Source organism: Methylovulum psychrotolerans, assembly GCF_002209385.1.
Classification (GTDB): Bacteria; Pseudomonadota; Gammaproteobacteria; order Methylococcales; family Methylomonadaceae; genus Methylovulum; species Methylovulum psychrotolerans.
Map to the genome: position 1 here is coordinate 3,095,229 of NZ_CP022129.1, position 23,590 is coordinate 3,118,818.

Annotated in this window: 22 protein-coding genes; 5 read left to right on the plus strand and 17 right to left on the minus strand. The window is 54.6% G+C overall.

What is annotated here, in order from left to right; all coding sequences use genetic code 11:
• Window positions 1–69: 69 nt before the first annotated feature.
• From CEK71_RS14070 to CEK71_RS14085, 4 genes are all read right to left on the minus strand, one after another.
• Complete coding sequence (locus tag CEK71_RS14070) at window positions 70–504, minus strand: ferritin family protein (RefSeq protein WP_088621627.1); 435 nt, start codon at window positions 502–504, stop codon at window positions 70–72.
• Window positions 505–560: 56 nt separating this feature from the next.
• Window positions 561–1,082 carry a hypothetical protein gene (locus tag CEK71_RS14075; RefSeq protein WP_088619980.1) on the minus strand — a complete coding sequence of 174 codons (522 nt, stop codon included), beginning with the start codon at window positions 1,080–1,082 and terminating at the stop codon, window positions 561–563.
• Window positions 1,083–1,098: 16 nt separating this feature from the next.
• Entirely contained in the window at window positions 1,099–1,503 is a 405-nt protein-coding gene (locus CEK71_RS14080) for a BON domain-containing protein (protein WP_088619981.1), read from the minus strand.
• Between the two features lie 70 nt (window positions 1,504–1,573).
• Window positions 1,574–1,801 (minus strand): DUF883 domain-containing protein, encoded by a 228-nt coding sequence (locus CEK71_RS14085; RefSeq protein ID WP_088619982.1) that lies wholly within the window; start codon window positions 1,799–1,801, stop codon window positions 1,574–1,576.
• Between the two features lie 442 nt (window positions 1,802–2,243).
• On the opposite strand from CEK71_RS14085, the gene CEK71_RS14090 reads away from it, so the two are divergent.
• The 4 genes from CEK71_RS14090 to tmpT all read left to right on the plus strand — a co-directional run bounded on the left by CEK71_RS14090 (window position 2,244) and on the right by tmpT (window position 12,575).
• Window positions 2,244–2,531, plus strand: a complete 288-nt coding sequence (locus CEK71_RS14090) for a sll1863 family stress response protein (RefSeq protein WP_088619983.1) — start codon at window positions 2,244–2,246, stop codon at window positions 2,529–2,531.
• Window positions 2,532–2,686: 155 nt separating this feature from the next.
• Complete coding sequence (locus tag CEK71_RS14095; protein WP_088619984.1) at window positions 2,687–2,845, plus strand: DUF3309 domain-containing protein; 159 nt, start codon at window positions 2,687–2,689, stop codon at window positions 2,843–2,845.
• Window positions 2,846–3,124: 279 nt separating this feature from the next.
• Entirely contained in the window at window positions 3,125–11,806 is an 8,682-nt protein-coding gene (locus CEK71_RS14100; protein WP_088621628.1) for a GH36-type glycosyl hydrolase domain-containing protein, read from the plus strand.
• A gap of 118 nt (window positions 11,807–11,924) precedes the next feature.
• On the plus strand, window positions 11,925–12,575 hold the full coding sequence (gene tmpT, locus CEK71_RS14105) for a thiopurine S-methyltransferase (protein ID WP_088621629.1): 651 nt from the start codon (window positions 11,925–11,927) through the stop codon (window positions 12,573–12,575).
• 47 nt (window positions 12,576–12,622) lie between these two features.
• Here tmpT and CEK71_RS14110 read toward each other — a convergent pair whose 3' ends face one another.
• The 10 genes from CEK71_RS14110 to atpD form a co-directional block, all read right to left on the minus strand.
• A complete protein-coding gene (locus CEK71_RS14110) occupies window positions 12,623–13,912 on the minus strand; it encodes a YhjD/YihY/BrkB family envelope integrity protein (RefSeq protein ID WP_088619985.1) in 1,290 nt (429 codons plus the stop codon).
• A 92-nt stretch (window positions 13,913–14,004) separates the two neighbouring features.
• Window positions 14,005–14,889 carry a F0F1 ATP synthase subunit gamma gene (locus CEK71_RS14115; protein WP_088619986.1) on the minus strand — a complete coding sequence of 295 codons (885 nt, stop codon included), beginning with the start codon at window positions 14,887–14,889 and terminating at the stop codon, window positions 14,005–14,007.
• Entirely contained in the window at window positions 14,886–16,442 is a 1,557-nt protein-coding gene (locus CEK71_RS14120; RefSeq protein WP_088619987.1) for an alternate F1F0 ATPase, F1 subunit alpha, read from the minus strand. Before CEK71_RS14120 ends, CEK71_RS14115 begins: the two co-directional genes overlap by 4 nt.
• A complete protein-coding gene (locus tag CEK71_RS14125; protein WP_088619988.1) occupies window positions 16,426–17,232 on the minus strand; it encodes a F0F1 ATP synthase subunit B family protein in 807 nt (268 codons plus the stop codon). The genes CEK71_RS14120 and CEK71_RS14125 overlap by 17 nt, the downstream gene beginning before the upstream one ends.
• Window positions 17,233–17,235: 3 nt before the next feature.
• Window positions 17,236–17,517 carry a F0F1 ATP synthase subunit C gene (locus CEK71_RS14130; protein WP_088619989.1) on the minus strand — a complete coding sequence of 94 codons (282 nt, stop codon included), beginning with the start codon at window positions 17,515–17,517 and terminating at the stop codon, window positions 17,236–17,238.
• Between the two features lie 28 nt (window positions 17,518–17,545).
• Window positions 17,546–18,253 carry a F0F1 ATP synthase subunit A gene (locus CEK71_RS14135; RefSeq protein ID WP_088619990.1) on the minus strand — a complete coding sequence of 236 codons (708 nt, stop codon included), beginning with the start codon at window positions 18,251–18,253 and terminating at the stop codon, window positions 17,546–17,548.
• Window positions 18,237–18,545, minus strand: a complete 309-nt coding sequence (locus CEK71_RS14140; RefSeq protein WP_232463644.1) for an ATP synthase subunit I — start codon at window positions 18,543–18,545, stop codon at window positions 18,237–18,239. Before CEK71_RS14140 ends, CEK71_RS14135 begins: the two co-directional genes overlap by 17 nt.
• Complete coding sequence (locus CEK71_RS14145) at window positions 18,535–18,879, minus strand: AtpZ/AtpI family protein (protein ID WP_088619992.1); 345 nt, start codon at window positions 18,877–18,879, stop codon at window positions 18,535–18,537. The genes CEK71_RS14140 and CEK71_RS14145 overlap by 11 nt, the downstream gene beginning before the upstream one ends.
• Entirely contained in the window at window positions 18,872–19,264 is a 393-nt protein-coding gene (locus CEK71_RS14150) for a F0F1 ATP synthase subunit epsilon (protein ID WP_232463645.1), read from the minus strand. The genes CEK71_RS14145 and CEK71_RS14150 overlap by 8 nt, the downstream gene beginning before the upstream one ends.
• Window positions 19,248–20,702, minus strand: a complete 1,455-nt coding sequence (gene atpD, locus CEK71_RS14155; RefSeq protein ID WP_088619993.1) for a F0F1 ATP synthase subunit beta — start codon at window positions 20,700–20,702, stop codon at window positions 19,248–19,250. The genes CEK71_RS14150 and atpD overlap by 17 nt, the downstream gene beginning before the upstream one ends.
• 520 nt (window positions 20,703–21,222) lie before the next feature.
• Here atpD and CEK71_RS23225 point away from each other — a divergent pair.
• Window positions 21,223–21,513: a hypothetical protein gene (locus CEK71_RS23225; RefSeq protein ID WP_198328250.1), complete on the plus strand. Its 291-nt coding sequence runs from the start codon at window positions 21,223–21,225 to the stop codon at window positions 21,511–21,513.
• 50 nt (window positions 21,514–21,563) lie between these two features.
• On the opposite strand, the gene CEK71_RS14160 is transcribed toward CEK71_RS23225, so the two are convergent.
• The 3 genes from CEK71_RS14160 to CEK71_RS14170 all read right to left on the minus strand — a co-directional run bounded on the left by CEK71_RS14160 (window position 21,564) and on the right by CEK71_RS14170 (window position 23,526).
• Entirely contained in the window at window positions 21,564–22,193 is a 630-nt protein-coding gene (locus tag CEK71_RS14160) for a Crp/Fnr family transcriptional regulator (RefSeq protein WP_088619994.1), read from the minus strand.
• Between the two features lie 336 nt (window positions 22,194–22,529).
• Entirely contained in the window at window positions 22,530–22,916 is a 387-nt protein-coding gene (locus CEK71_RS14165) for a hypothetical protein (protein WP_088619995.1), read from the minus strand.
• 220 nt (window positions 22,917–23,136) lie between these two features.
• Window positions 23,137–23,526 (minus strand): hypothetical protein, encoded by a 390-nt coding sequence (locus CEK71_RS14170; protein WP_088619996.1) that lies wholly within the window; start codon window positions 23,524–23,526, stop codon window positions 23,137–23,139.
• Between the last annotated feature and the right edge of the window lie 64 nt (window positions 23,527–23,590).

The window sequence follows — 23,590 nt, forward strand, 5'->3', positions numbered from 1 at the left end:
AATAACCTCGGCATACGCTTATCGTGAGAACGTTTGCCTGAATTATGTCCTACCCATTCCTTAGCCTGTTTAGGCAACTAACAACAATTCCAATGTCCCAATATGCGCGTGTTGGGCAGGCAGTAACTTGGTCTCAATCAACGCCCGAATATCTGCCAGCAGTTCGGTGTCTTCCAAGGCAGACTTATAATCATCCGCACCGCTTTTTTCCCCTTCCAGCAAGGCTTTTAAGACCGATTCTTTACCTAACCAATTGGCGCCGCCCAAAACTATTTTTGCCCATGCTCCCCAAGCGCCTGAGCTTTCGGTAGGCTCGCCTGCCAAACGCTGGTTAAGCGCTTGTAAACTGGCTAAGGCTTCTTTGTGCTCTTCGAGCAGCGGCATCAACACTTCCGACTCGCCTAAGCCGACATCGGCTTTCAACGTATCCAATGCTTGTTGGTAAGTTTCTGTGGCCGATAATTCATTTTTCAGCAATTTTTCAATATCTTTAATGTGTTGCATAACATAACCCCGTGGTGGATAAAACTTGGTAAGATGGAGGAACAGCATCATCTGGCTTAAGCGCTGACTGCGGCTTCAGTCGTGACGGAAATGTCTTCGGCGTGGGCGTGCTCGAAGATTTTTTTGGCGACATCACGCTCTTCGCTAGTGGTCGCCCGCACTGAAATCAAGGCATTACCACTGCTGATTTTGCCCTCGTAGCGTTTGGCTTCATATTCGGGGATGCCCAGGCCGATTAATGCGCCGGTCAAACCACCCGTGGCTGCACCCACTGCCGCCCCGCTCAAAGCGCCCATGATCGGGCCGGCGGCGATAAATGGGCCTAACCCAGGAATCGCCAAACTGCCGATGCCGGCTAACCAGCCAAATATCGCCCCCGCACCTAGGCCCAGCGCACCGCCAATGGCACCGCCTTCGGGTGATTTAGTGTGTTTTTCATGGGCAAAATCTTGGGTGGTGGATTTGTCCGGGAACAGCACGGAGATGTCGTTGTTAGAAAAATCAGCCATTTTTAAGTGGTTGACGATAAGTTCTGCTTGCTCCATTGATTGGGCGATACAAAATACGGCTTTAGTCATGACGTTCTCCTGGCCTTTATGGCGCTTTATTATCTAATTGGTTATCTACCTGCATTACGCCCCGTGTTTGTGTGGCGATTTTTTGCAGTTTGGCACTTTCCGCCGCATTGGCCACCGGCCCGCGCAACGTCACCACGCCATTGCGGGTGATGATTTTTGCATTTTTGGCATCCAATGACAGCCATTTGTTTTTAACCACGGCCTTACGGATATGTGCCGTAATGCGGATATCCGTTTTCGTCTCTTTTTGTTCTTCCGGGGTTAAGGTGGTGCCGGACTTGTCGCGGGCATTGGTTTCGGTATTATCTAATGCGGGCCCGGCCGCCAAATAAACGGCGGTCTCATGGTCTGCCTGTGCTATCCCTGTTGCCAGCAGGAAACTGCCGGTTAACGTGAACATCAGCAATAAGCGTCTGGACATAGTGTTCTCCTTAAATGATGGTTGGGTCATGTTGAAGGTTTTCCATGACCGTGTTATCCCCGAATAGGCGCTATTTTGTGCCGACAACCGGGGTGGTGGCTGGGTGGGCGCTTAATAGCCGACTTAACACAAAACCCATCCCTACCGCCACGCTGAGTGTGGCGACTGGGTTGTCGTTAATATAGCCCCGGCAATCTGCCATGAACTGCCGCTCCGCGATTTTTAACTGCCGGGTTTTTTTGTTGACTAACGCCGCCGCTTGGCAATGTTCAGGCGGTAATTCATCTGTTGTTTGCATCATCATGCCTTGTAAAAATAAAAGCCGCCAACCGCATCAAAAATGCCTATTGCGTGGCTAACACCTTATTTATTTATTGGTTAGGGGGTGTTTATTACTGTTGGCTTGTAGCAAGCGAGGCCTAAAAAAACGCCTTTAGACAAGTTGACGGGTAGATTAAAGGAAAACAAGCAGGAAGTCGGTGCGTTATCGCACTTAGGGGAATACAGATTGAAAACTTTAAGAAACCCCCGCACCCTCAGCAATGCATCGTAGGGTTTCCAAGTGGCCGCGTTGGTCGGATGCCGCCGTCTCCAAAGTACCCTCACCCCGCTGTGTTCGCTACCGAACCGACGTTAGCAATTCTTGCCGTTAAGCTATTTTTGCGTCGCCGATATGGCAGGCTTGCCCATCCTATCAGAGACAGGCAATAGCTACTTTTTAAAAACCTAAGAGAAAGCCGATGAAAACCAAAAACGACTATATAGATAGCATGGCTGCGGAATTAAAAGCCTGGGGAATGCAGATCGATGTGCTGACGGCGCAAGCCGAGCGGTCGGTCGGCACGGCGAAACTGAAATATACCCAAGAGCTGAATTCGCTACGCGGCCATCAGCAAGCGGCCACGCTGAAAATGAGGGATTTGGAGACCGCCAGTGATGACACTTGGGAAAACATCAAAGAAACTGCCGATAAAGTGTGGGATGACCTTAGGACAGGCCTTAGCTCCGCCACCGCCAATTTCAAATAACGTCGTTAAGGGACGGGCATGGCATCAGCCCGTCACTGAAGGCCATTCTGATTGTCGCAACTTGAATGGCCCGCCCCGCGTGGCGATTTCAGGACGGCCTTGTCGGCCATGATGCTTTAACTCCCCCCATAATCCCCCACTTTAGGAGCACTACCATGTCACTAGGCACTATTTTACTTATCGTCATTATCCTCATGCTGATCGGGGTAATCCCTACTTGGCCGCACAGCCGCAATTGGGGTTATGCGCCCAGCGGTGGTTTGGGGTTGGTCCTTATCGTTATTCTGGCACTGATTGTTTTAGGCCGAATCTAGCCGCACCAGACCAGCAATCTCCAGCTTGCCAGTATCCGAAGCCGGAGATTCTGGGATTGGGCCCTTAAGCCAGTGAGCAAAAATTTTTTGCAGGATTATCCTCCCTATTTTTCCGCAATATTAAGAAAGCATCGTCATTTTGCACCGACGGCCCCTTCTTAAGCCTGTTTAACAATAGGCACATCGACTGACATGGCCTTTTTATTTCGCGTGGGTTTGGCGGCCAGCCCCAATCCCCCGTTGAGTATCCACCACATTGACAGCCCCAACAGCACATTTATGATCAAGCACTTATCACAAAAACCGCGTGCCAGAATCCTCCATCCGGGCGGCGAAGATCCCATACGCTTTGAATTGTTCAGCACCGAGCGGCTGGAACAACACGCGGTCAGTTTGGCGCAGGCGCAGAAAGTCAGTGGCCAAAAACAAGGCCAAAAACTGATTCCGCGTGTGCATGATAATGCCCAAGTGTTGTTTGAAGCCTATCAGGTGGTCGCCAAGGCGGTGCGTGAGCAACACGCCATCACCCCCGCCGCCGAATGGTTACTGGATAACTTCCATATCATTGAGGAGCAGGTCGGCGACATCCAAAACGATTTGCCGGAAAGCTATTATTTGGAATTGCCGAAACTGGCCGATGGGATGCTGGTAGGGTTTCCGCGCGTTTACGGTATCGTCTGGGCCTTGATTGCCCATACCGACAGCCGTTTTTCCGCTGAACTGCTGGCGCATTTTATTAAGGCTTATCAATCGGTCGACCCGTTGACGCTGGGCGAACTGTGGGCGATACCGATCACTTTGCGGATGTTGCTGCTCGATAACCTGCGCCGTTTGGCGGTGCGGGTCATGTCCTCGCAAACAGGCCGGAAGCTCGCCGATGATTTTGTCGACCAAGCCGAACAAATCGCCGCGTTGGCCGATAAGCCGGACGCGCCGTTGCCTACGCCCGTGTTGCCCGCCACGCCGCTGCGCCAATCTTACGCGGTGCAAATTCTGCAACGTTTGCATGACCCGCATTCGGGCGCGATGCCATCCTTGGATTTTCTTAATGAGTGGCTGACGGGTATAGGCCTTAGCCTTGATGATGTCGTGCATTTGGAACATGCCGACCAAATCGCCGACAATGCTTCGGTGCGTAACATCATCACCAGTATGCGGGCGATTTCGGCTTTCGATTGGAGTCTGTTTGTCGAAGAAATTAGTTTGGTTGATGGCTGTTTGCGCACTCACCCCGGCTACACGGCGATGGATTTTCTTACGCGTGACCGTTACCGCCATGCCGTTGAAGATTTGGCAAGGCGCTCGCCGCATACCGAATTGGCCATCGCCCAGCAAGTGCTGGCGCAAACCCAGCGCGTCAGCGAACAGACCCAAAGCAACGGACGTTTACAGGAGCCGGGCTTTTATCTGATTGGTGCGGGCAGGTATGAATTTGAGAAAACCGTCGGTTATCAAACCACGTTCCGGCAACGTTGTTTGCGCACCACCATCGCCAACGCCGGGCTGGCCTATATGGGCGGGCTGATGGTATTGACTGGCTTGGTGTTGGCCTTGCCTTTAAGCCTCAGTTACGCGGCGGGCCTTAGCGGCCTGCAATTGGGTTTGCTGGCTCTGTTTGGGGTGTTTCCGGCCTCCGATATGGCGGTGTGCTTGGTCAACCACCTTATCAGTATTGGCCTGCCGCCCCGGCATTTACCGCGTTTGGAATTTAAGGGCGGCGTACCTGAACCGTTAAGTACGTTTGTGGTGGTGCCGACGCTGTTTATTAACGAAGCGGGGGTGCTAAACCAAGTCAGACAAATGGAAGTCCGGTATTTGGCGAATCCCGAAGGGCGGGTGTTTTTTGCCTTGTTATCGGACGGTTGCGATGCCGATACCGAAATGTTGCCGAATGATGCAAGCTTGCTGGCCTGCGCCTTGGCGGCGGTAGCCGCGCTCAACGCCAAATACGGCGGGGAACGGTTTTTTGTCTTCCATCGCCGACGGCTGTGGAATGCCAGCGAAGGCAAGTGGATGGGCTGGGAACGTAAGCGCGGCAAGCTGCATGAATTTAACCGCTTGTTGCGGGGCGCGACTGACACCAGTTTTTTGCCGATTGACGGCCACGCCGCCGCCACGCCGTCCGGGGTGTGCTATGTCATTACCTTGGATGCCGACACCAAATTGCCGATGGGGGTGGTCAGCCAATTGGTCGGGGTCGCCGCTCATCCGCTGAACCAACCGGTGTTTGACGCGGCTTGCCAGCAGGTGGTGGACGGCTACAGTATCCTCCAGCCGCGCGTTACCCCCACCTTGCCGCTGCGGCAAGAACATTCGATGTTCCACCAAATTTTTGCCGGCACATCGGGGACTGACGCTTACGCCAGTTCCGTGTCTGAAGTGTATCAAGATTTGTTTGCCCTGAGCACCTACAGCGGCAAAGGCCTGTACCATGTCGATAGTTTTGAGGCCGCCTTGGCAGGGCGGGTGCCCGATAACACCCAGCTCAGCCATGATTTGTTCGAGAGCGTGTTCGCCCGTTGCGCCTTGGTCAGTGATATTGAATTTTTTGAAGAATTCCCATCCCATACTGAGGTTGCGGCATCGCGGGAGCATCGCTGGGCACGGGGCGATTGGCAGTTATTGCCGTGGATTTTTGGCCGTGGCGGTAAGGGGATGCCGATCATTGGCCGCTGGAAAATGCTCGATAATTTGCGCCGCTCGCTGTCCGCACCCGGCACTTTTTGCGCCTTGGTCACCATCTGGGCGATACCGAACGCCCCGCTGGCGGTATTGCTGGGCTTTGTCCTGACGGCCTTGGCGTTTCCGGCCATTTTAGCCATCACCAGCGAATGCAGCTTACCCCGGCGCGGCATTACCTTACTGACCCATGTCCGGGTGGCGGTGGAAAATATCCTTTTGGCGATCGTCAACAGTATTGTCGCCTTGACCTTACTGGCCCAACACGCTTGGCGGATGTTGGACGCGATAGGCTGCACCCTGATCCGGCTGTTTATCACCCGCCGCCAATTGCTGAAATGGGTCACGGCCTTACAGGCCAAAAACGCGTCCGGCCATACCCTGAAAAAACTTATCCGCCCGCTCGTTGGTTCGTCCATCGTCGTCGGTACGGCGGCGACCGTGGTGCTGGTGTTTAATCCTGCCGGCATGGGCATAGCCGCGCCGTTTTTACTGTTATGGTGGCTGGCACCTATCGCCGCCCGCGCCTTGAGCCTGCCGCCCCATTTGGATAACGCCGAAGCCTTATTAGCCGCCGATAGCGCCCAACTGCGCTTGATAGGCCGACGGATTTGGCGGTTTTTCACGACCTTTGTCACAGCAGAGGAGAACCACCTGCCGCCGGATAATTTTCAGGAAGACCCGGAACCCGTGATCGCGCACCGCAGTTCACCGACCAATTTTGGTTTGTATTTGCTGTCGGTGGTGGCCGCCCGCGATTTCGGCTGGCTAGGCCTGACCGACACCGTCCAGCGTCTGGAAGCGACCTTAGCAACTTTGAGCGCCCTGCCGCGTTTGCACGGGCATTTTTACAATTGGTATGACACCCAAAGCTTACAGGTGTTGGAACCTAGCTACCTGTCGACCGTAGACAGCGGCAATCTGGCGGGGCATTTGTTGGCCTTATCGGAAACCTGCCAAGAGTTTTTGGCCAGCCCTCCATTAGCGCCGGCCAATGCCTTGCTGGGGCTGGCGGACACCCAGCAGTTGTTACTGGCGGCCCTCGCCCAGATGACCGATGATAAACGGACATTGACCGTAACGTTTAAGGAATTGCAGCAAAAAAGCCTGAGCATCGGCGATCTGTTGGCCAGCCGCCCCACCGATACCGAGGCGTGGGGTTCCCTGTGGCGGCAATTGACCTTAAGCACCGAAACCCTGCACGACTTGGCTAGGGCTTATGCCGCTGAACGCGGTGAAATAGCGGACAATGAAGTGTTGGTTTGGGCTAAGTTGTTACGCAACGATACCCGTTCCCATGTCTTGGATATGCGCACGTTGTTGCCATGGCTGCCCGGCTCAGGACGTTTTATCGGCAGTACGGTGACGCAAACGCCGTATTTGACCTTGGATACACCGCTTAACGGCTTAGCGGCTTTGTATAGCCAAGTCTTGGCCGAGCTAAATGGCCTAGAGCCAAAATCGGCGGATGCCCATGCGTTGGCCGTGCTGTTAGGGCAAGCCAGAGACCAAACCGACAGCCTTACCCGACGTTTGGCTGCCTTGGTCATGCAGGCAGATAAGCTGTTTTATGATATGGATTTTAGCTTTCTGTATGACCCGGAATGCCAGTTATTTTCCATTGGCTACCGCGTCACCGAAGGCATCTTAGACCCCAGTTATTACGATCTGCTGGCTTCCGAAGCCCGGCTGGCCAGTTTTATCGCCATTGCCAAGCGCGATGTGCCGGGTACGCATTGGTTCCATTTAGGGCGCAGGGTGACCCGCGCCGCCAAAGGTACGGTGTTGTTGTCGTGGTCGGGGTCGATGTTTGAATACCTGATGCCGTCTTTGGTAACCTTTACGCCACGCTACAGCTTGCTCGACCAAACCTGCCGCTTAGTCGTCATGCGCCAGATTGAATACGGTAAGGAATGTAATGTGCCGTGGGGGGTGTCCGAATCGGCCTTTAATAGCCGTGACTTGCAATTCACTTATCAATATTGCGCGTTTGGGGTGCCGGATTTGGGCATGAAACGCGGCTTGGATGATGACTTGGTCATTTCCCCTTACGCCACCGCCTTGGCGGCCATGTATCTACCCCATGCCGCCGTGGAAAATTTCACCCGCTTGGAAAACGTCGGGGCGTTGGGGCGGTACGGTTTTTATGAAGCCTTAGATTTCACGCCCAGCCGTCTCGCGGAAGGGCAAAAATTCGCGGTGGTGCGCTGTTATATGGCGCACCATCAAGGCATGTCGCTGGTGGCTTTCGCCAATGCCGTCCATGACGGGCTGATGCGCCACCGTTTCCACCGGGCACCATTGATCCAAGCCGCTGACCTGTTATTGCAAGAACGGATTCCGCGCGGCGCCGACACCAACAGCTTGCCGGTTTTACAAGGTTTGGCCGCCGTCAAAGATTCGGTGCAACCGCCGGTGCGGCGCGTACCGTCACCGACTTCGCATGTGCCTTCCGCGCATTTGTTGTCGAATGGCCGTTATGCGGTGATGGTCACCGCCGCCGGTTCGGGTTATAGCGCGTGGCGCAATCTGGCGGTGACACGCTGGCGTGAAGATGTCACCCGCGACAGTTGGGGCAGTTATATTTATCTGCGCGATGTCGGCACCGGCCAAGTGTGGTCGGCAGGTTACCAACCCACCGTCGCACAGCCCGATACTTATGAGGTGTTATTTGCCGAAGACCGGGTGCGCTTGATCCGCACCGATGGCGATATTATCAGCACCTTAGAGATTGTCGTCTCGCCGGAAGACGATGCCGAAATTCGCCGCCTGAGCGTGACCAATAAAGGCCCGCGCACCCGCGAGATTGAAATCACCTCTTACGCCGAGATTGTCCTGGCCGCCATGCCGACCGATATTGCCCATCCGGCCTTCGCCAATTTGTTCATCCATACCGAACATTTGCCGCAAGCCCACGGGCTGCTCGCCTACCGCCGCCCCCGCACCAGCACAGGGCCGGTGTTATGGGCGGCGCATGTGTTGGCGGGCCGGCAAAATGGCCAAGGCTTTCAATATGAAACCGACCGCGCCCGCTTTATTGGCCGTGGCCAAACCCTGCGTGAACCGATTGCGGTGATGGACGGCAGGCCGCTCAGCAACACGGTCGGGGCGGTGCTAGACCCGATTTTCAGTTTGCGTACCCGCTTGCGTATCGCCCCCGGCACAACCGAACATGCCACGTTCACCACTTTGATTGCCGGCACCCGCCTAGAAGCGGAAAATTTGGCCGACAAATACCACAATGTCGCGGCATTTGAGCGGGTCTCGTCCTTGGCGTGGACACATGCGCACATCCAACTGCATCATTTACGCACCAAACCCGATGAGGCGCAATTGTTCCAGGATTTGGCCAACCGCCTGCTGTTTGCCGACCCGTCGTTGCGCTCCAGCAGTAAGCTGATGCAGATGAACACCTTGAATGTCACTGGCTTATGGCGTTACGGCATTTCCGGCGACCGCCCGATTATCCTGTTGCGGGTGACCGACCATGAAGACCGGGGCATTGTTGAACAATTGCTCCGCGCCCATGAATATTGGCGTATGAAAGGGCTGGCGGTCGATTTGGTGGTGCTGAACGAAAAGGAATCGTCCTATGTTGAAGATTTGCAAGCCTTACTGGAAAGCATGGTACGCGAAAGCCTGGCCCTGTCAACGCATCAGGAACCGGAAAACCAAGGCGCTATTTTCGTCATGCGCGGCGACCAACTGCCGTTAGAAGAACGGGGGCTGTTGCTGACCGCCGCCCGCGTGGTGCTGGTCAGTAGCCGTGGCACCTTGGCGGAACAATTATTAAGGCGGCCGCGCCCCAACTCCGCTTTCGCCGCCCCGAAAGCTCTGCCCGGCCCCCGTCGCCCCGCACCCGCCTTGGCTTTGCCGCCGCTGGAGTTTTTCAATGGCTTGGGGGGCTTTGCCGAAGACGGGCGCGAGTATGTCATTGTCTTAGATAATGGCCAGTGGACACCCGCCCCGTGGCTTAACGTCATCGCCAATGCCGGATTTGGCTTTACTGTGTCGGAACTGGGCAGTGGTTGCACTTGGTCGGGCAATAGCCGTGAAAACCAATTGACCCCATGGTCTAACGACCCGGTCAGCGACCCGCCCGGCGAAGCGTTTTATATCCGTGATGAGGAGACTGGCGAGTTATGGAGCCCGACCGCCTTGCCGATTCGGGTGGACAATGCCAGTTATGTGATCCGGCACGGCCAAGGTTATAGCCGTTTTGAGCATGTTTCGCACGGTATCCATAGCGAATTGCTGCAATTGGTCAGCCCTGATGACCCTATCAAAATCTCCGCCTTAACCCTGACCAACGTCTCTGGCCGCCCGCGCAAACTGTCGGTGACGGCCTATATCGAATGGGTATTGGGCGCGTCACGCAGCGTCACCGCGCCGCACATCATCACCGAACGGGATCCGCTTACCGGAGCCGTATTTGCTTATAACGCCTGGGATGCCGAATGGGGCGAACACATCGCCTTTGCCGATCTGGGAGGCGTGCAGGCGAATTGGACGGCCAACCGCGCCGAGTTTATTGGCCGCAACGGCAGTTTGGACACTCCCGCCGGGTTGCTGGGTGCCAAGCCGCTCAAAAATCGCGTTGGGGCAGGGCTAGACCCTTGCGCCGCCTTGCAAACTTTGATTGAACTCACCCCTAACGGGCGTACAGAAGTTATTTTTCTGTTAGGGCAAGGCCAAGACCGCAGCCAAGCCAGCGAGCTGATACGGCGTTACCGTGCCATACCCGTTGCCGATACCTTGGCGCAAGTGAGCCAAACCTGGGAAAAAGTCTTGGGTAAAGTCCAGGTGAAAACCCCGGACCGCGAATTGGATATTCTGTTAAACCGCTGGTTGCTGTATCAAACCCTGAGCTGCCGGATGTGGGCGCGGGCAGGCTTCTATCAAGTCGGTGGGGCTTATGGTTTCCGCGACCAACTCCAAGACAGCATGGCCTTGGCCGTGGCGCGGCCAGATTTGACCCGTGCCCATCTGCTCCGCGCGGCGGCACGGCAATTTGCTGAAGGCGATGTCCAACATTGGTGGCATCCGCCGACAGGCCGGGGGGTACGCACCCACTTTTCCGATGACCGGATCTGGTTGCCTTATGTGGCCGCACACTATATGAAAGTCAGCGGTGACACGGCGGTGCTGGATGAGGCTCTGCCCTTTCTGGAAGGCGAGTTGCTGAAACCTGAACAAGAAGATGCCTATTTCCAACCCGCACTCTCTACGCAACAAGCCAGTTTATTTGAACACTGCGCCCGCGCCCTGGATATCAGCTTGGCGACGGGGGTACATGGCCTGCCGTTAATGGGCAGCGGCGATTGGAATGACGGCATGAACCGCGTCGGCGAGCAGGGCAAGGGCGAAAGCGTGTGGCTGGCGTGGTTTTTAATCGCCACCCTCAACGAATTCGCCACCGTGGCGCAGGCGCGGGGCGACACCGAGCGCAGCAGCCGTTGGTTGGCACACGCTGGGCAATTAAAAGCCGCCGTAGAAGCCGAAGCATGGGACGGCGCCTGGTATCGGCGGGCGTATTTTGATGACGGCACGCCATTAGGTTCCGCCGCCAATGCCGAATGCCGGATTGATTCCATCGCACAAAGTTGGGCGGTGCTGTCCGGCGTGGCCGATGACGCACGCGCCCGCCGGGCGATGAATTCCGTCCAGGAATATCTGGTGCGCGACGGTGAAGAATTGCTGTTACTGTTCACGCCGCCTTTCGACAAAACTGAACACGACCCTGGCTATATCAAAAGCTATCCGCCGGGGGTGCGTGAGAACGGTGGCCAATATACCCATGCGGCAGTCTGGTCGGTGATCGCCTACGCTATGCTCGGAGACGGCGACCAAGCCGCCGAATTGTTACGGATGCTCAACCCTATCAGACGCACCGCCACCCGTACTGGCGTTTATGCCTACAAGGTCGAGCCTTTTGTGTTGGCGGCGGATATTTATGCCGAACCGCCGCATAGCCGCCGGGGTGGTTGGACGTGGTATACCGGGGCGGCAGGTTGGTATTACCGCGCCGGCTTGGAAAATGTCTTAGGCCTGCAAGTCCGTGCCGGTACCTTAATTTTTAACCCTTGTATCCCTAAAGCCTGGCGCACTTACAGCCTGGTGTATCAGCATGAAACCAGCCGTTACCAGATCACGGTGGAAAATCCTAACGGCGTTATGCGTGGCGTGACATTGTTGGAAATGGATGGCAAACGCCAAACGGCAGGTGGCATTACCTTACAGGATGACGGGCAAATACATGAGGTTCGGGTGGTAATGGGCTAGCAATACCTATAAAATCAGCCAGGAAACGTTGATTGGCATGGCCGATAGCACACAGTATTTCGGTAGCCGCCAGAAAACGGCGTTATAGCTAAAGTAAACCTCATGGGAGACATTGATCGTGGATACAGCGTTTTGGCAGCAAAAGTGGGAAAATAATGACATTGCCTTTCACCAAAGTACCACTAATCCGCTTTTGGTAAACTATTTTAAGGCACTTTCCCTAACCAAGGGTAGCCGTGTCTTTTTGCCTTTGTGCGGTAAGACCCTTGATATTCCTTGGCTACTGGCCAATGGCTATCGTGTTGTCGGTGCTGAATTGAGCAAAATTGCCATTGGGCAATTATTTTCTACATTGGGGGTGGCGCCGAAAATATCCGCACTGGGCAAGCTAGAGCGCTACAGCGCCGAAAATATCGACATATTCGTAGGTGATATATTTGACTTGTCTGGCGAGTTGCTGGGCGTGGCCGATGCCATTTATGACCGGGCGGCGTTGGTCGCCCTCCCGGAAGCGGTACGCAACCGATACACCGCACATTTAATGGCGATAACCGCTACAGCGCCGCAGTTGCTCATTTGCTATGAGTACGACCAAAACGTGCTGGCGGGCCCGCCTTTTTCAGTCAGTAATGAGGAAGTACAGCGGCATTATAATGCCGCTTATGAGTTGACCCTTATAGCAAGCACAGCCGTTGCCGGGGGGCTGAAAGGCCAATGTGCGGCACAAGAAAACGTTTGGCTGCTAAAAAATGACCGCTCCGGGTCTTGATTCAGGCGGACATCTGCTGCATCCTCCCGGCAAGTGCGGCTATCCCCTTAGGTCGGTGTGGTGGGAAGGGCCGCTATTTTTGCGGTGACCAGCTCGCGTAAATTACGTTCTTGCAACACGGCGCCGATACTGCCATCCAACTCGCTAAACAACGCTTGCAGGCTATCGGTTGCCTGTAGGGCGGGCTGATCGCCGTCGCTGCGTATTGCCCGGATAATATCGCGCAATAAAATGGTGTCGGTATCGTGTGCCGGCCTATAGGTTTTGGTGTCGCCGTCAATAACCACGACCAGGCCGTGCTGTTGCAGGCAAGCCAATAAGGCGGCGACCGGCTCCCACGGCATGTTTATTGTCTCTGAGAGGCTTTGCAAGGTGCAGGCCGCCCCGCCTTGCAGATATTGCCGCCCGATCAGATGCATCAGCAGCAAACCCAGCTGTTCTTGGGAGCGGATGCTCAGGCGTGGGCTACGGCTGGCATAGCTCAGATAATGCGGAAACTGGATATAAAACGTCATCACGCCGCCCAGCAATAAGATCAGCCAACTGAGGTACAGCCAAATCATAGCCACCAAAATGACCGCAAAACCGGAATAAATGGCGCTGTATTGGGCGGAGTCGACAATAAAAACCGCGAAGATAAAGCCCGTCGCTTTCCAGACCAAGCCTGCACACACCCCGCCGATCAAGGCCGGGCGCAGTTTGACCGGGGTATTGGGAATAAACGCATAGACAAAGGTGAAGGCGGCAATCATCAGCACATAAGGCAGGATTAGCCCCGCCAGATAATACACCGTGCCGAACGGTTCTAACGCGATCAGGCGTTGCACTAAGGCGGTGCTGGTCATGGAAGCGGCAATGCCTAGGCCGGAAAACAGCAGTACCGGCCCTATCATGATAACACTGAGATAATCGCTGAAACGGCGGTATAAAGAGCGCGGCTTGGCGACCCGCCAAATATGGTTAAAGCACTCCTCCACTTGCTCCAGTAAAGATACCGCTGTGTAAAACAGCGTCAGAAAACCGACGAAGCCGAGGACACCGACTTGGATATTATCGACAAAGGTGATGATTTTATCGGTCACTTCCTGAGCATTGCCCCTTAGCGGTGCCAGCAATTCGGTCAATAACGCCTGGATTTGGTTATGTACGCCAAAGGCCTTAAGGATGGAAAAACTCACCGCCAGCAAGGGCGCGAGCGCGAGTAAGCTGGTATACACCAAGCTCATTGCCCGAAACTTAAGGCCGCCTTCGTTGAATTCGCGCAAGCTAATGCGTAATAAGAGTTTCAGCCCCGCAACGGCGGTTTGGCGTTGTTCAGTAAAATTAAGGTGAGCCATAAGTATCGGATGGGCGGTGAGGGAGCGTTAACATGCCTTGATGGCTGTCAGGGGAGGCAAGCCGGGTGGTACTTAGCGTTTATTTCGCCCAGTCATTTCGCCAATGACTCGTAACCGGCGATGACATCAAATAATTCTTCGTCAATCGCGCTCTGGCGCAGGCGGTGGAAGGTACTGTGCAAATTTTCCAGCAGGCCGTCGATGTTTTTATCGGCGCGTTCCATCGCCGCCAAGCGGCTGGCGTTTTCGCTGGCCAGGGATTCGGCGCAGGCGCGGAACAGCGAAATAAACAGATATTCGCGGATTAAGGCGCGTAATGTGGCCGTGCCGCCGCATAAGGTTTCGGGCAGGTTTTTGGTCGGCCAAGGAATGTCCGCCAAGCCTTGTTGCCATTCTGAATCCAGGGGCAGCAGGCGTTGGCTGGCCGGTTCATACAGCGAACCGCTTTGCGGGCGGTTATGGAAGACATACAGCCGGGTATAGCCGGCTTTGGCGCGGTGGGTTTCGCTGTCGATTTGAATCTGCCCGACCAGCGGCGCGATAGCTTTGACCGAATTCGGCACACTGAACAGCCCTAACGGCGGCAAACCTGCCGCCGCCAAACGGTCATGGACACGTTCGCCGACTGCCCAGACATGGGCTTGGCCGGGCAATGCCGCGAGTGCGGCTAGGGTGTAATCGGCGATCACATCATTAAACTGCCCGACCAAACCTTGGTCGGAGCCAAACACAATCACCCCAAATAAGCCCTTGTCGTTGGGTTGTGCCTCAGCCGCCGCCGGAATGCCCGGCGGGCTGGCACGAAAACACGCCCCTAAACCCAACTCAATAGTGCGGGTGTAATCCTGCAAGGCGCGTACCGAATTTTCATATTGCCCGACGCTGGAGGCCGCCAAGGCTTTCATGGTGCGGACTACCGATTGCAGGTCTTCGGCGCTGCTGATTTTCCGGCGCAAGCTGGCCGGGCTATCGCTCATGGCGTTTTGTCCTTGCCCGTCTCAGCTGGGGGCTGGAAACGGGTCAGGGCCAGGCGGGCAATATCCAGTAACCGCTTGCGGTCTTCATCGCTGAGCTTATCGGCATTGGCAAAACGTGTACAGATTTCCGCCGGAATGTTTGCCGCCGCTGCCTGTACGGCTTGTTCGGCGGCGGGCATTTGCTCAAGCGGCACGGCATCGAAAAGGTCGGCGGTCAGCGCTAACAAAATGAGGATTTGCGCGGGTACGGAGACCGGGGCGAATTCAGGTTGCTTAAGGCAAGCACGGATGCGCCGCCCGTGGTCAAGGGTTTTGCGGGTGTGGTCGTCAAGACGGGCACCGAAACGGGCAAAGGTTTCTAACTCCTCGAATTGTGCGTAAGCCAGCTTAAGGTCGCCCGCCGCCGCCCGAAAGCTGGCCCATTGCGCTTTACCGCCGACCCGCGACACCGATTTGCCGATGTCAACGGCAGGTAATACGCCCAATTCAAACAGCGACGGCGACAAATAAATTTGCCCGTCGGTGATCGAAATCAGGTTAGTCGGAATATAGGCGGACATGTTTTGCGCTTCCGTTTCGGTGATGGGCAAGGCGGTCAGCGAACCGCCGCCCAATGCCGCGCCCAAATGGGTCGCCCGCTCCAGCAAACGGGAATGGATGTAAAAAATGTCGCCAGGGAACGCTTCCCGGCCCGGCGGGCGGCGCAGCAACAGGGACAGTTCCCGATAAGCGCGGGCATGTTGGGTCAAGTCGTCATACACAATCAGCACGTCACGGCCTTGTTCCATGAAATGCTCGGCAATGCTGGTGGCGGCATAAGGTGCGATATAGGTAAGCCCCGGCGGGTTATTGCCTTCGGTCACCACGACTACCGTGTAGGCCAAAGCCCCTTGCTCGCGCAACACCGCCACGGTTTTCGCCACGGCGGAAGCCCGCTGGCCTATCGCGCAATAAACACAAAGCACATTTTGGTCGCGTTGGTTAAGGATGGTGTCGATAGCCAATGCCGTTTTGCCGGTTTGCCGATCGCCCAAAATCAACTCGCGTTGGCCGCGCCCGATAGGGATCAGCGCGTCGATGACTTTAATGCCAGTCTGTAGCGGCACATTGACGGGCGATCTGTCCATAATGGCGACGGCAGGGCGTTCGACGGGGAGCCGCGCCGTGGTGTGTACAGGGCCGTTACCGTCGAGAGGCCGTCCGAGCGGGTCGATGACGCGGCCTAACAAGCCGTCGCCTACGCCTACGTCCATTACCCGCCCGGTGCGGGTGACTTCATCACCTGCGCGTAATTGCCAATGCTCACCGAGCAACACGACACCGACTTCATCCTCATCAATGTTAAACGCAATGCCAAAGACATCGCCGGGGAATTGGACCAGCTCTTCAAAACCGACTCCCGGCAACCCTGACACTTTAGCGATGCCAGTGGCGACGCTAGTCAGCGTCCCGACCTCGCGCAAGCGCAGTTGCGGCGTGAAGGTTTCCCGGACTTGGCTGAGTTCGGCAAAGGCGGCGGTAAAAACCGCTTCCAGGTTAGCTTCCCTGTTCATTGGCGTTGGGTTGGGGCTGAGTTTCAGGTGCGTCGGCGTTAGGCAGCAGCGCCGCAACGGCCTGTTCCAGTGAGGTCAGATAATCGTCAATGCTCCACGCCACTTTTTGGCCATTGACGCTCAGCTCAAGGCCGCTGACCAAGTCCGGGGCGGTGACAAACTGGAGGGGGACTTGTGCCGAAAAGGTTTCGTTGACCGCCTGTTGGAGCGCCACACGTTGCGCCTCCGGCAATGCCACCGCACTGCGTAGCAGTGCAGGTTCGGCGGCGCTTTGGCAGGCTTGCGCCAGCACGGCCTTATCTTGCCCCTCTAAGGCGCGGAGGCGGCGTATAAACAACTCGCCCAAGCGTTCTTCCAAACCCGTTTCGGCCAGATCCGCCAAGGTTTTGCGGGCAATGGCAAAGACTTCCTGCTGGGTACGTTGGCGGATCGCCTGATGCAGGTTTTGGGCTTCGCTACGCAAACTCTCCAGACGTTGGGCGCTTAAGGTATCCGCCGCCTGCCGCGCCGCCGTCATCAGCCGTTGCCGTTCGGCTTCGGCATCGGCCACGGCCTGCTGTAACCGTTGGGCGCGTTCTTGGCCGAATACTTGATTGTTGTGCTGGAACTCGTCGTACTGCTGTTGGGCTTGCGCCATCTTGGCGGCTGCTGCGCTCAGTTCCGCCGCAATACGTTTTTCCCGCTCGTCAATTGCCTGGAGAATAGGGCGGTATAAAAACCGTTTCATCAACCCCACCAGAAGCAAAAAATTAAGGGTTTGGGCACCGACAGTGAACCAATCGATCAACATGGCTTATTTTCCCACGGTTTGGGCGATGACATGATTCCAAAACGGGTTGGCAAAAATAAGGATCATGGACACCACAAAACAGTAAATGGCGGTGGATTCAATCATCGCCAGACCGACAAACAAAGTGCGGGTAATGGTAGCGGAGGCATCGGGCTGTTGGGCCAGTGAGGTAAGCGCAGTCGAAACCGCTTTTCCTTCCGCCAAGGCCGGCCCCAGACAACCGAAACTGGTGGTCATACCAGCGGTAATGATAGAGGCCATTGCAATGAGGGTGGTGTTATCCATAGTTTATGTCCCGTAGTTCGTGGTAGTTTCAAGTTTTGGCGGCTGGCAAGGGGGGCGATGGAGTCTTGCGTTTGCGGTCGCCCAGCGCGGCGGCGATATAAACCGCCGCCAGAATGCTAAAAATATACGCCTGCACCATACCCGTAAGCAAGCCCAGTAAGGTCATGACAATCGGAAACAGGAACGGCGTGATGGTCAGCAAAATAGCGATAATCATCGCCCCGCTCATCATATTGCCGAACAGCCGGACGGCCAGCGCTAAGGTGCGGGAAAGTTCGCTGATTATATTAAAGGGCAGCATAATCCAGGTCGGCTCAAGGAACGTCTTCAGGTAGCCGCGCAAGCCTTGGTTTTCGATACCGAACCACGGTACGGCGACAAACACACATAAGGCCAGCGCCACGGTGGTCGACAGCGACCCGGTCGGCGGTTCATAGCCGGGAATAACGGTGCACAGGTTGGCGGCGGCGATGAACAGGAACAAAGTGCCGAGAAAACCGAGATAGTTTTTGGGGTGGCGTAAACCCACTTCGGCAATTTGTTGCACGATTCCGGTGACAATGATTTCTAAAAAATTCTGCCAGCGCGAGCGTTGCAAGGATGTGGACAACTGACAGGTAATCAGCTTTGCGCCGACCGTCAGCACCAGCAACAACCCCCAAGTATACACAATGGTGGCGTTGAGTTTGACAAAGCCGTATTGCCAAAAGATGATCTCATCAGGACTCAGGTGCATGGCAGGCCTCCGTAGTTAAGCCTTTGGCTTGGCTGAGCCGGACGACCAACACCCGCATCATGACAAAGCCCAGCAGGCACAACACCAGCCGTTGCCAAGCGTCGCCCGCAACCCAGTAAAAGCCCGTTAGGGTGATCCCGGTACGCAACAGTAAGCTGACCAGAAACCACAGAGCGGGCTGTTTGGCGGCCACCGCCTTGCGCACCGTCCACCACAGCCCGCCAAAAAACACCGCACCGAGCAGTATGCCTGCCAACCAAGCCAGTAAGCCTAGCGTTATGTCATTCATCATCTTCCTCTTCCTCCTGTGCTTCGTGCATGGCTTTATCTTCTTTATCCACCCAAACCCACGCGTTAACGCAGCCAAGCACCAACCCTGCCATCAGCAGCGCCAACGTCCAAGAGTGGCTACTGGGGTAATGTTTGTCCAGCCATATCCCTAAGGCCGCACCTAACAGCGTCGGCACCACCACCGACCAACCGACCAGACCCATCATTCCCAGCCCCACCCAAACACCTTGCTTGCGTTGCCGCCGCGCCTTGAGTTTACGCGCCGCTTTTGCGCCGATAGTTTGGCCGAGCGGGGTCGGGATGTTACCGCCTTTAGGCGGTGTTGGTTTAGCCATGATGGAACCCCACTAAACGGCGGATAATGCCGCTTTCCAATTTTGCCATCACCGAACGCACATTTTGCGCCTGTTCGTCCAGGGTCAAAAACTCTTGTTCGACCAAGTCACGCAAACGCGCCAAATCTTTACCCGCTATCGCACGGCGCACCGACACCAAGACTTCTAAGCCCGTTTTGACCAACACGCCTTCATCGACCGCCAGAAACGCCTCCCCCGCGTCGGTTTCATAAACTAAAATGCCGGGCGGCAGGGCAGCCACGCAATCGAGGCGGTGCGGCAGCAAGCCAAATGAACCTTGGTGGGTTTCGGCGACAATGCGCGACACGCCGCCCGTTTCGGTAAACACTTGGAAAGGCAGCAGCACCTTAAGCGACATCAGCATGGACGGTACTCACTGGCGTTGGGGTTGCGGCGGCTTGGGCGGGAGTTGGGGGCTTCGCTTCGCCTATCGCGCCGATCATATACAAGGCGCTTTCGGGGTAATCTTTGAATTCATCATGGAGAATCCGCTCACAGCCGTCCAATGCCTCTTCCAAGCTGACCAGCTTACCTTGTAGGCCGGTGAACTGTTCGGTGGTAAAAAACGGCTGGGTAAGGAAACGCTCCAAGCGGCGGGCGCGGGCGACCACATTACGGTCTTCTGGCGATAACTGCTCAAGGCCGAGCATGGCAATTATGTCTTTAAGTTCTTCATATTGTGCGAGCGTCCGGCGGATGTCTTGCGCCAAACGGTAATGGCGTTCGCCGACAATACCCGGTGTCGCCATTTTAGAGCTGGATTGCAGCGGGTCAATCGCCGGGAACAGCCCTTCGCCCGCCCGTTTGCGTGACAGGACAATGGACGCGGACAAATGCGCGAAGGTATGCACTGCCGCCGGATCGGTAAAATCATCGGCAGGGACATAGACGGCCTGGATTGAGGTAATCGCCCCAGTATCGGTGTTGGCGATGCGTTCTTCCAGCCCGGCCAGCTCGGTACTCAGGGTCGGCTGATAGCCCAGCCGGGATGGCATCTGCCCCATCAGGCCGGACACTTCCATACCTGCTTGGATAAAGCGGAAGATATTGTCGATTAACAGCAATACGTCGCGGTGTTCGTCGTCGCGGAAATATTCCGCCATGGTCAGGGCGGCATGGCCGACCCGGAAACGGGCACCGGGCGGTTCGTTCATTTGTCCGAAAATCATCGCCATGTTCGGCAACACCCCAGCGGCTTGCATGTCGCGGTACAGCTCTTCACCTTCGCGGCAGCGTTCGCCGATACCGCAAAAAATACTCACACCTTCTTGGTGGCCGATCATATTATGGATCATTTCGGTGAGCAAAACGGTCTTGCCCACCCCTGCCCCACCAAACAGCCCGGCTTTGCCGCCCCGCTCCAAAGGCATCAGCACATCAATGACCTTAATGCCAGTAACGAAAATTTCCGCTTGGGTGGAACGCCGCGCCAAGGGCGGCGGCGCATTGTGTACAGAACGCCATTGCACCGCCGCCAAGTCGCCTTGGCGGTCAATGGCATTGCCGAACACATCTAACATGCGTGACAGCAAGGCTTTGCCGACCGGGGCTTGCAAAGGCCCACCCGTATCCAGTACTGCCATGCCACGGGCCAAACCTTGGGTCGGCGTTAAGGCAATGCCCCGCACATGTTGCGCATCCCGTTGCGCCAGCACTTCAAGCAAGACCGGTTGGGCAGCAGTGCCGGTGCGCAAGAGGGTATAGATGGCGGGTAACTGTTTGTCAAAGCGCATATCCACGACACTGCCGCGCACCGCGACAATCACCCCGGCGTTGGCTGGTTGAGTGGCCTTATTTTCCATATTACCTCCCGCTGATATAGCATGAGTTTAACGCAGACAAACCGTATCTATCAATAAATTCCTGCTAATGGCGACATCCTGCGGATGAGCCAATAAGCTAATACCCGACAAAGCGCCTTCGCCAACATTATTTTTAATTATAGAGGCCGGGTTAACGCTTATCTGTGCGTTGGCGCACTGTTTATATAGAGGCTGAAGTTAGCTAAAACGACATTGGCCCTTTGCTAATCAAAGCCTGTTTTTAACGCATGCGTTTATTCTGTCGTGTGGTCAGCTTTGGACTTTATACTCGATCATCAAGTTTTTAATATTAGAATAAGCAACTTAGCCATTAGATATTGGATTAGTATTTTAATTAAGTAAAAACAACAAGTTGCAATGGAATCCGTCCCCCTCCCCTGCGAAGGGTGTATGGACTGGAGACATAGGTAACACATGTTCGGGGACATGGGTAACACTTTAGAATGCGTGAATTTTAACCTACCGGAAAAAGTTCATGCCTTGGAAAGAGGTCACCCTAATGTCAGCCCGAAAAGAATTTGTCCTATTGGCCTGCCAAGAAGGGGCGAACATCCGCGCCTTGTGCCGACAATTCGAGACCTTAACCCTATCGAACACAAATGGGCACAGCTTAAATCCATCCGCAACCAAGCACGATGTTCCGTTGACGACCTCTTCACTGGGGCGGTTACAGGACATCTTTTTATATCGGATTAGCTATATAGATATTTGCGCAATCGCCTCACCGATACCGGATGACACCCCTGTAATTAGCACCGTATTTTTCATCACTTTTCCTCCGTTGAGTTAAAGTGTCATGATGCTGCATTTATCGCCAATAGACCTGACACATTTGTGACACTAACGGCGGTCAGCCAACTTTTTTCTGATCCGGCTTAATGATTGCCGCTCAATGCCCAAATAAGAGGCGAGATGCGTTAAAGAAACCCTGCCAAACAAATCGGGATGCTGCCGGACAAAATTCAAGTAGCGCTGTTCGGCCACCTCCACCAGACACGCCTCTATTCGCGCCTGCTGCGCGGCCAGCACCTGCTCTTTATATCGCCGCCCATAAGTCTCCAGATTTTTAAAACGGCCAAACCCGTCCGCCATCGCCGTATACGGCAAATCAACGATGATACAAGGCTCAAGGCACTGGAAAGCATAGCGGGAAGGCTGGCGGGCGACAAAGGCGGCGCAATCGGTCGCGTAATCGTTTTCTTTGACAAAGCCCATAGTAATGTCGTTGCCGTCACTGTCAATATAAAAACTACGCAGCAAACCCGCATAAACAAAGCCTATCGCGTTTTGGACAACGCCGGCCTGCAAATATAACGCCCGACTTTTATAATCAGCCACCACAACGCTTGCCGCCAAAAAATCCTGCTCCGCTTCGGTAAGCTCAGGACACAAAACCCGATAAGCGTTGAGATAAGCGGGTATGGCCTGCTTGGCCAAAGTTTCGGCACAGGGCAGTAGCACTTTATTCATAGCAACAGTTACCAAACACAAAGGGATAAGATGAGCGGGCAGGCCACAATGGAACCGTCCCATCAGGGAAGGACAACGCTGGCAAAGCAGTGACTAAGAAAATTACCAAACCCGAAAATGGGTGGGAAGGGGAACGGAGTATCAAAGACGGGGGATAGAATAGAAGCTGGTTTTTTTACTTATTATGGGACTGCTTTAGAAAACCCATCCGGCAGTTATCATAAACCTACCCGCTTAAAAGACCGCCACCCCCGCTTTCGCAGACCGGGTGGTGGAAACAGCAAAAAGCCACACCAAGAGAACCCCGAAAAGCCTCCCGGTATGGCTTAAAGAATCTTACAACAGACCTTTCAGATCTTGGAAGCCTTTATAAGCATTTCTCAATTCTTGCTCTGCTTCTTGTAACGCGTTGTCTTTAGCGTGGTTTTTAGCAGCTTTCAATTTGTTGTTAGCTCTTGAACGGGCCATATCAACTTTATCGTTAGCGTTGATTTCTTTGCTGGCATCCAGGGCATCTTTAATTAATTTAGAAACCGCTTCACCATCGGAACCGCTGGCAATCGCATCAATCGCTAACTTTACTTTAGCAGATACCATGTCAATTGCTTCCACAGGGGCGTAAACGACTCTGCCTGGATCAGTTTCAGCAACAGCGATTGATGAAACACCGCCTAAAGCCGATGCAATCACTAAAGAAAGTAAGATTTTTTTCAAGTTTTTCATGTTTCACTAGTCCCCTAGTTGTTATTTTTCGTAAAAATTTCGCCTGCACAGCCATTGTTTACAGCCATGTGACAAAATTATTCTAGCATATTTTAGGCGTTTTCAATCGTGCAAACTGCGTAAAAAACCACTTTTTTAGCAATATTTTTAATAGCCCCCCATCAGGCCCAAAATCGGCAAAATAAGTCCGCCAAAATAGGCCTGACAGGCAAACAACTACTTATTTGTGGTTTGCGTCGTAAGTTTCTTTCATTTCTTTGTAACCGGTCAGCGCTTCACGCAATTTGGCTTCAGCAGCGGTCTTGTCACCTTCTTCAAAAGTGTCACGCGCAATTCTCAGCTTATCGTTAGATTTTTGGCGTTGGCGCTCAGTCAACTCATAACGGAACTCTTTTTGCAGCTGACGGGCATCGTTAATCGCCTTAACGATGTCTTTTTTATCAGCGCCTTTTTCGGCTAAGCCAACCGCTTCTTCAATTTTAGCAATAGTGCCTTCTGCCGCAGCTTTAACCGACGCTTCACCAGTTGCTTCAGCGAAAATAGGGGATGAAGCCAACACCATAGTTGCGGCCATAGCCATAGAAAGAACGGTTTTTTTCAATTGTTTCATTAAATTAAGCCTTTTAGTTAATATATAATTTTGATAGTGAAGTTAGCGTGCCAACAATACCCTA

What these genes read in the sequence shown, in the direction of transcription:
- CEK71_RS14110 (WP_088619985.1), bottom strand. Translation starts at nt 13,912, where the DNA reads ATGGCTCACCTTAATTTTACTGAACAACGCCAAACCGCCGTTGCGGGG.
- CEK71_RS14145 (WP_088619992.1), bottom strand. Translation starts at nt 18,879, where the DNA reads ATGGCTAAACCAACACCGCCTAAAGGCGGTAACATCCCGACCCCGCTC.
- CEK71_RS23225 (WP_198328250.1), top strand. Translation starts at nt 21,223, where the DNA reads ATGTCAGCCCGAAAAGAATTTGTCCTATTGGCCTGCCAAGAAGGGGCG.
- CEK71_RS14100 (WP_088621628.1), top strand. Translation starts at nt 3,125, where the DNA reads ATGATCAAGCACTTATCACAAAAACCGCGTGCCAGAATCCTCCATCCG.
- CEK71_RS14130 (WP_088619989.1), bottom strand. Translation starts at nt 17,517, where the DNA reads ATGGATAACACCACCCTCATTGCAATGGCCTCTATCATTACCGCTGGT.
- CEK71_RS14160 (WP_088619994.1), bottom strand. Translation starts at nt 22,193, where the DNA reads ATGAATAAAGTGCTACTGCCCTGTGCCGAAACTTTGGCCAAGCAGGCC.
- CEK71_RS14125 (WP_088619988.1), bottom strand. Translation starts at nt 17,232, where the DNA reads ATGTTGATCGATTGGTTCACTGTCGGTGCCCAAACCCTTAATTTTTTG.
- CEK71_RS14170 (WP_088619996.1), bottom strand. Translation starts at nt 23,526, where the DNA reads ATGAAACAATTGAAAAAAACCGTTCTTTCTATGGCTATGGCCGCAACT.
- CEK71_RS14165 (WP_088619995.1), bottom strand. Translation starts at nt 22,916, where the DNA reads ATGAAAAACTTGAAAAAAATCTTACTTTCTTTAGTGATTGCATCGGCT.
- CEK71_RS14090 (WP_088619983.1), top strand. Translation starts at nt 2,244, where the DNA reads ATGAAAACCAAAAACGACTATATAGATAGCATGGCTGCGGAATTAAAA.
- atpD (WP_088619993.1), bottom strand. Translation starts at nt 20,702, where the DNA reads ATGGAAAATAAGGCCACTCAACCAGCCAACGCCGGGGTGATTGTCGCG.
- CEK71_RS14075 (WP_088619980.1), bottom strand. Translation starts at nt 1,082, where the DNA reads ATGACTAAAGCCGTATTTTGTATCGCCCAATCAATGGAGCAAGCAGAA.
- CEK71_RS14120 (WP_088619987.1), bottom strand. Translation starts at nt 16,442, where the DNA reads ATGAACAGGGAAGCTAACCTGGAAGCGGTTTTTACCGCCGCCTTTGCC.
- CEK71_RS14150 (WP_232463645.1), bottom strand. Translation starts at nt 19,264, where the DNA reads ATGCTGATGTCGCTTAAGGTGCTGCTGCCTTTCCAAGTGTTTACCGAA.
- CEK71_RS14080 (WP_088619981.1), bottom strand. Translation starts at nt 1,503, where the DNA reads ATGTCCAGACGCTTATTGCTGATGTTCACGTTAACCGGCAGTTTCCTG.
- CEK71_RS14095 (WP_088619984.1), top strand. Translation starts at nt 2,687, where the DNA reads ATGTCACTAGGCACTATTTTACTTATCGTCATTATCCTCATGCTGATC.
- CEK71_RS14135 (WP_088619990.1), bottom strand. Translation starts at nt 18,253, where the DNA reads ATGCACCTGAGTCCTGATGAGATCATCTTTTGGCAATACGGCTTTGTC.
- CEK71_RS14085 (WP_088619982.1), bottom strand. Translation starts at nt 1,801, where the DNA reads ATGCAAACAACAGATGAATTACCGCCTGAACATTGCCAAGCGGCGGCG.
- CEK71_RS14140 (WP_232463644.1), bottom strand. Translation starts at nt 18,545, where the DNA reads ATGATGAATGACATAACGCTAGGCTTACTGGCTTGGTTGGCAGGCATA.
- CEK71_RS14070 (WP_088621627.1), bottom strand. Translation starts at nt 504, where the DNA reads ATGCAACACATTAAAGATATTGAAAAATTGCTGAAAAATGAATTATCG.
- CEK71_RS14115 (WP_088619986.1), bottom strand. Translation starts at nt 14,889, where the DNA reads ATGAGCGATAGCCCGGCCAGCTTGCGCCGGAAAATCAGCAGCGCCGAA.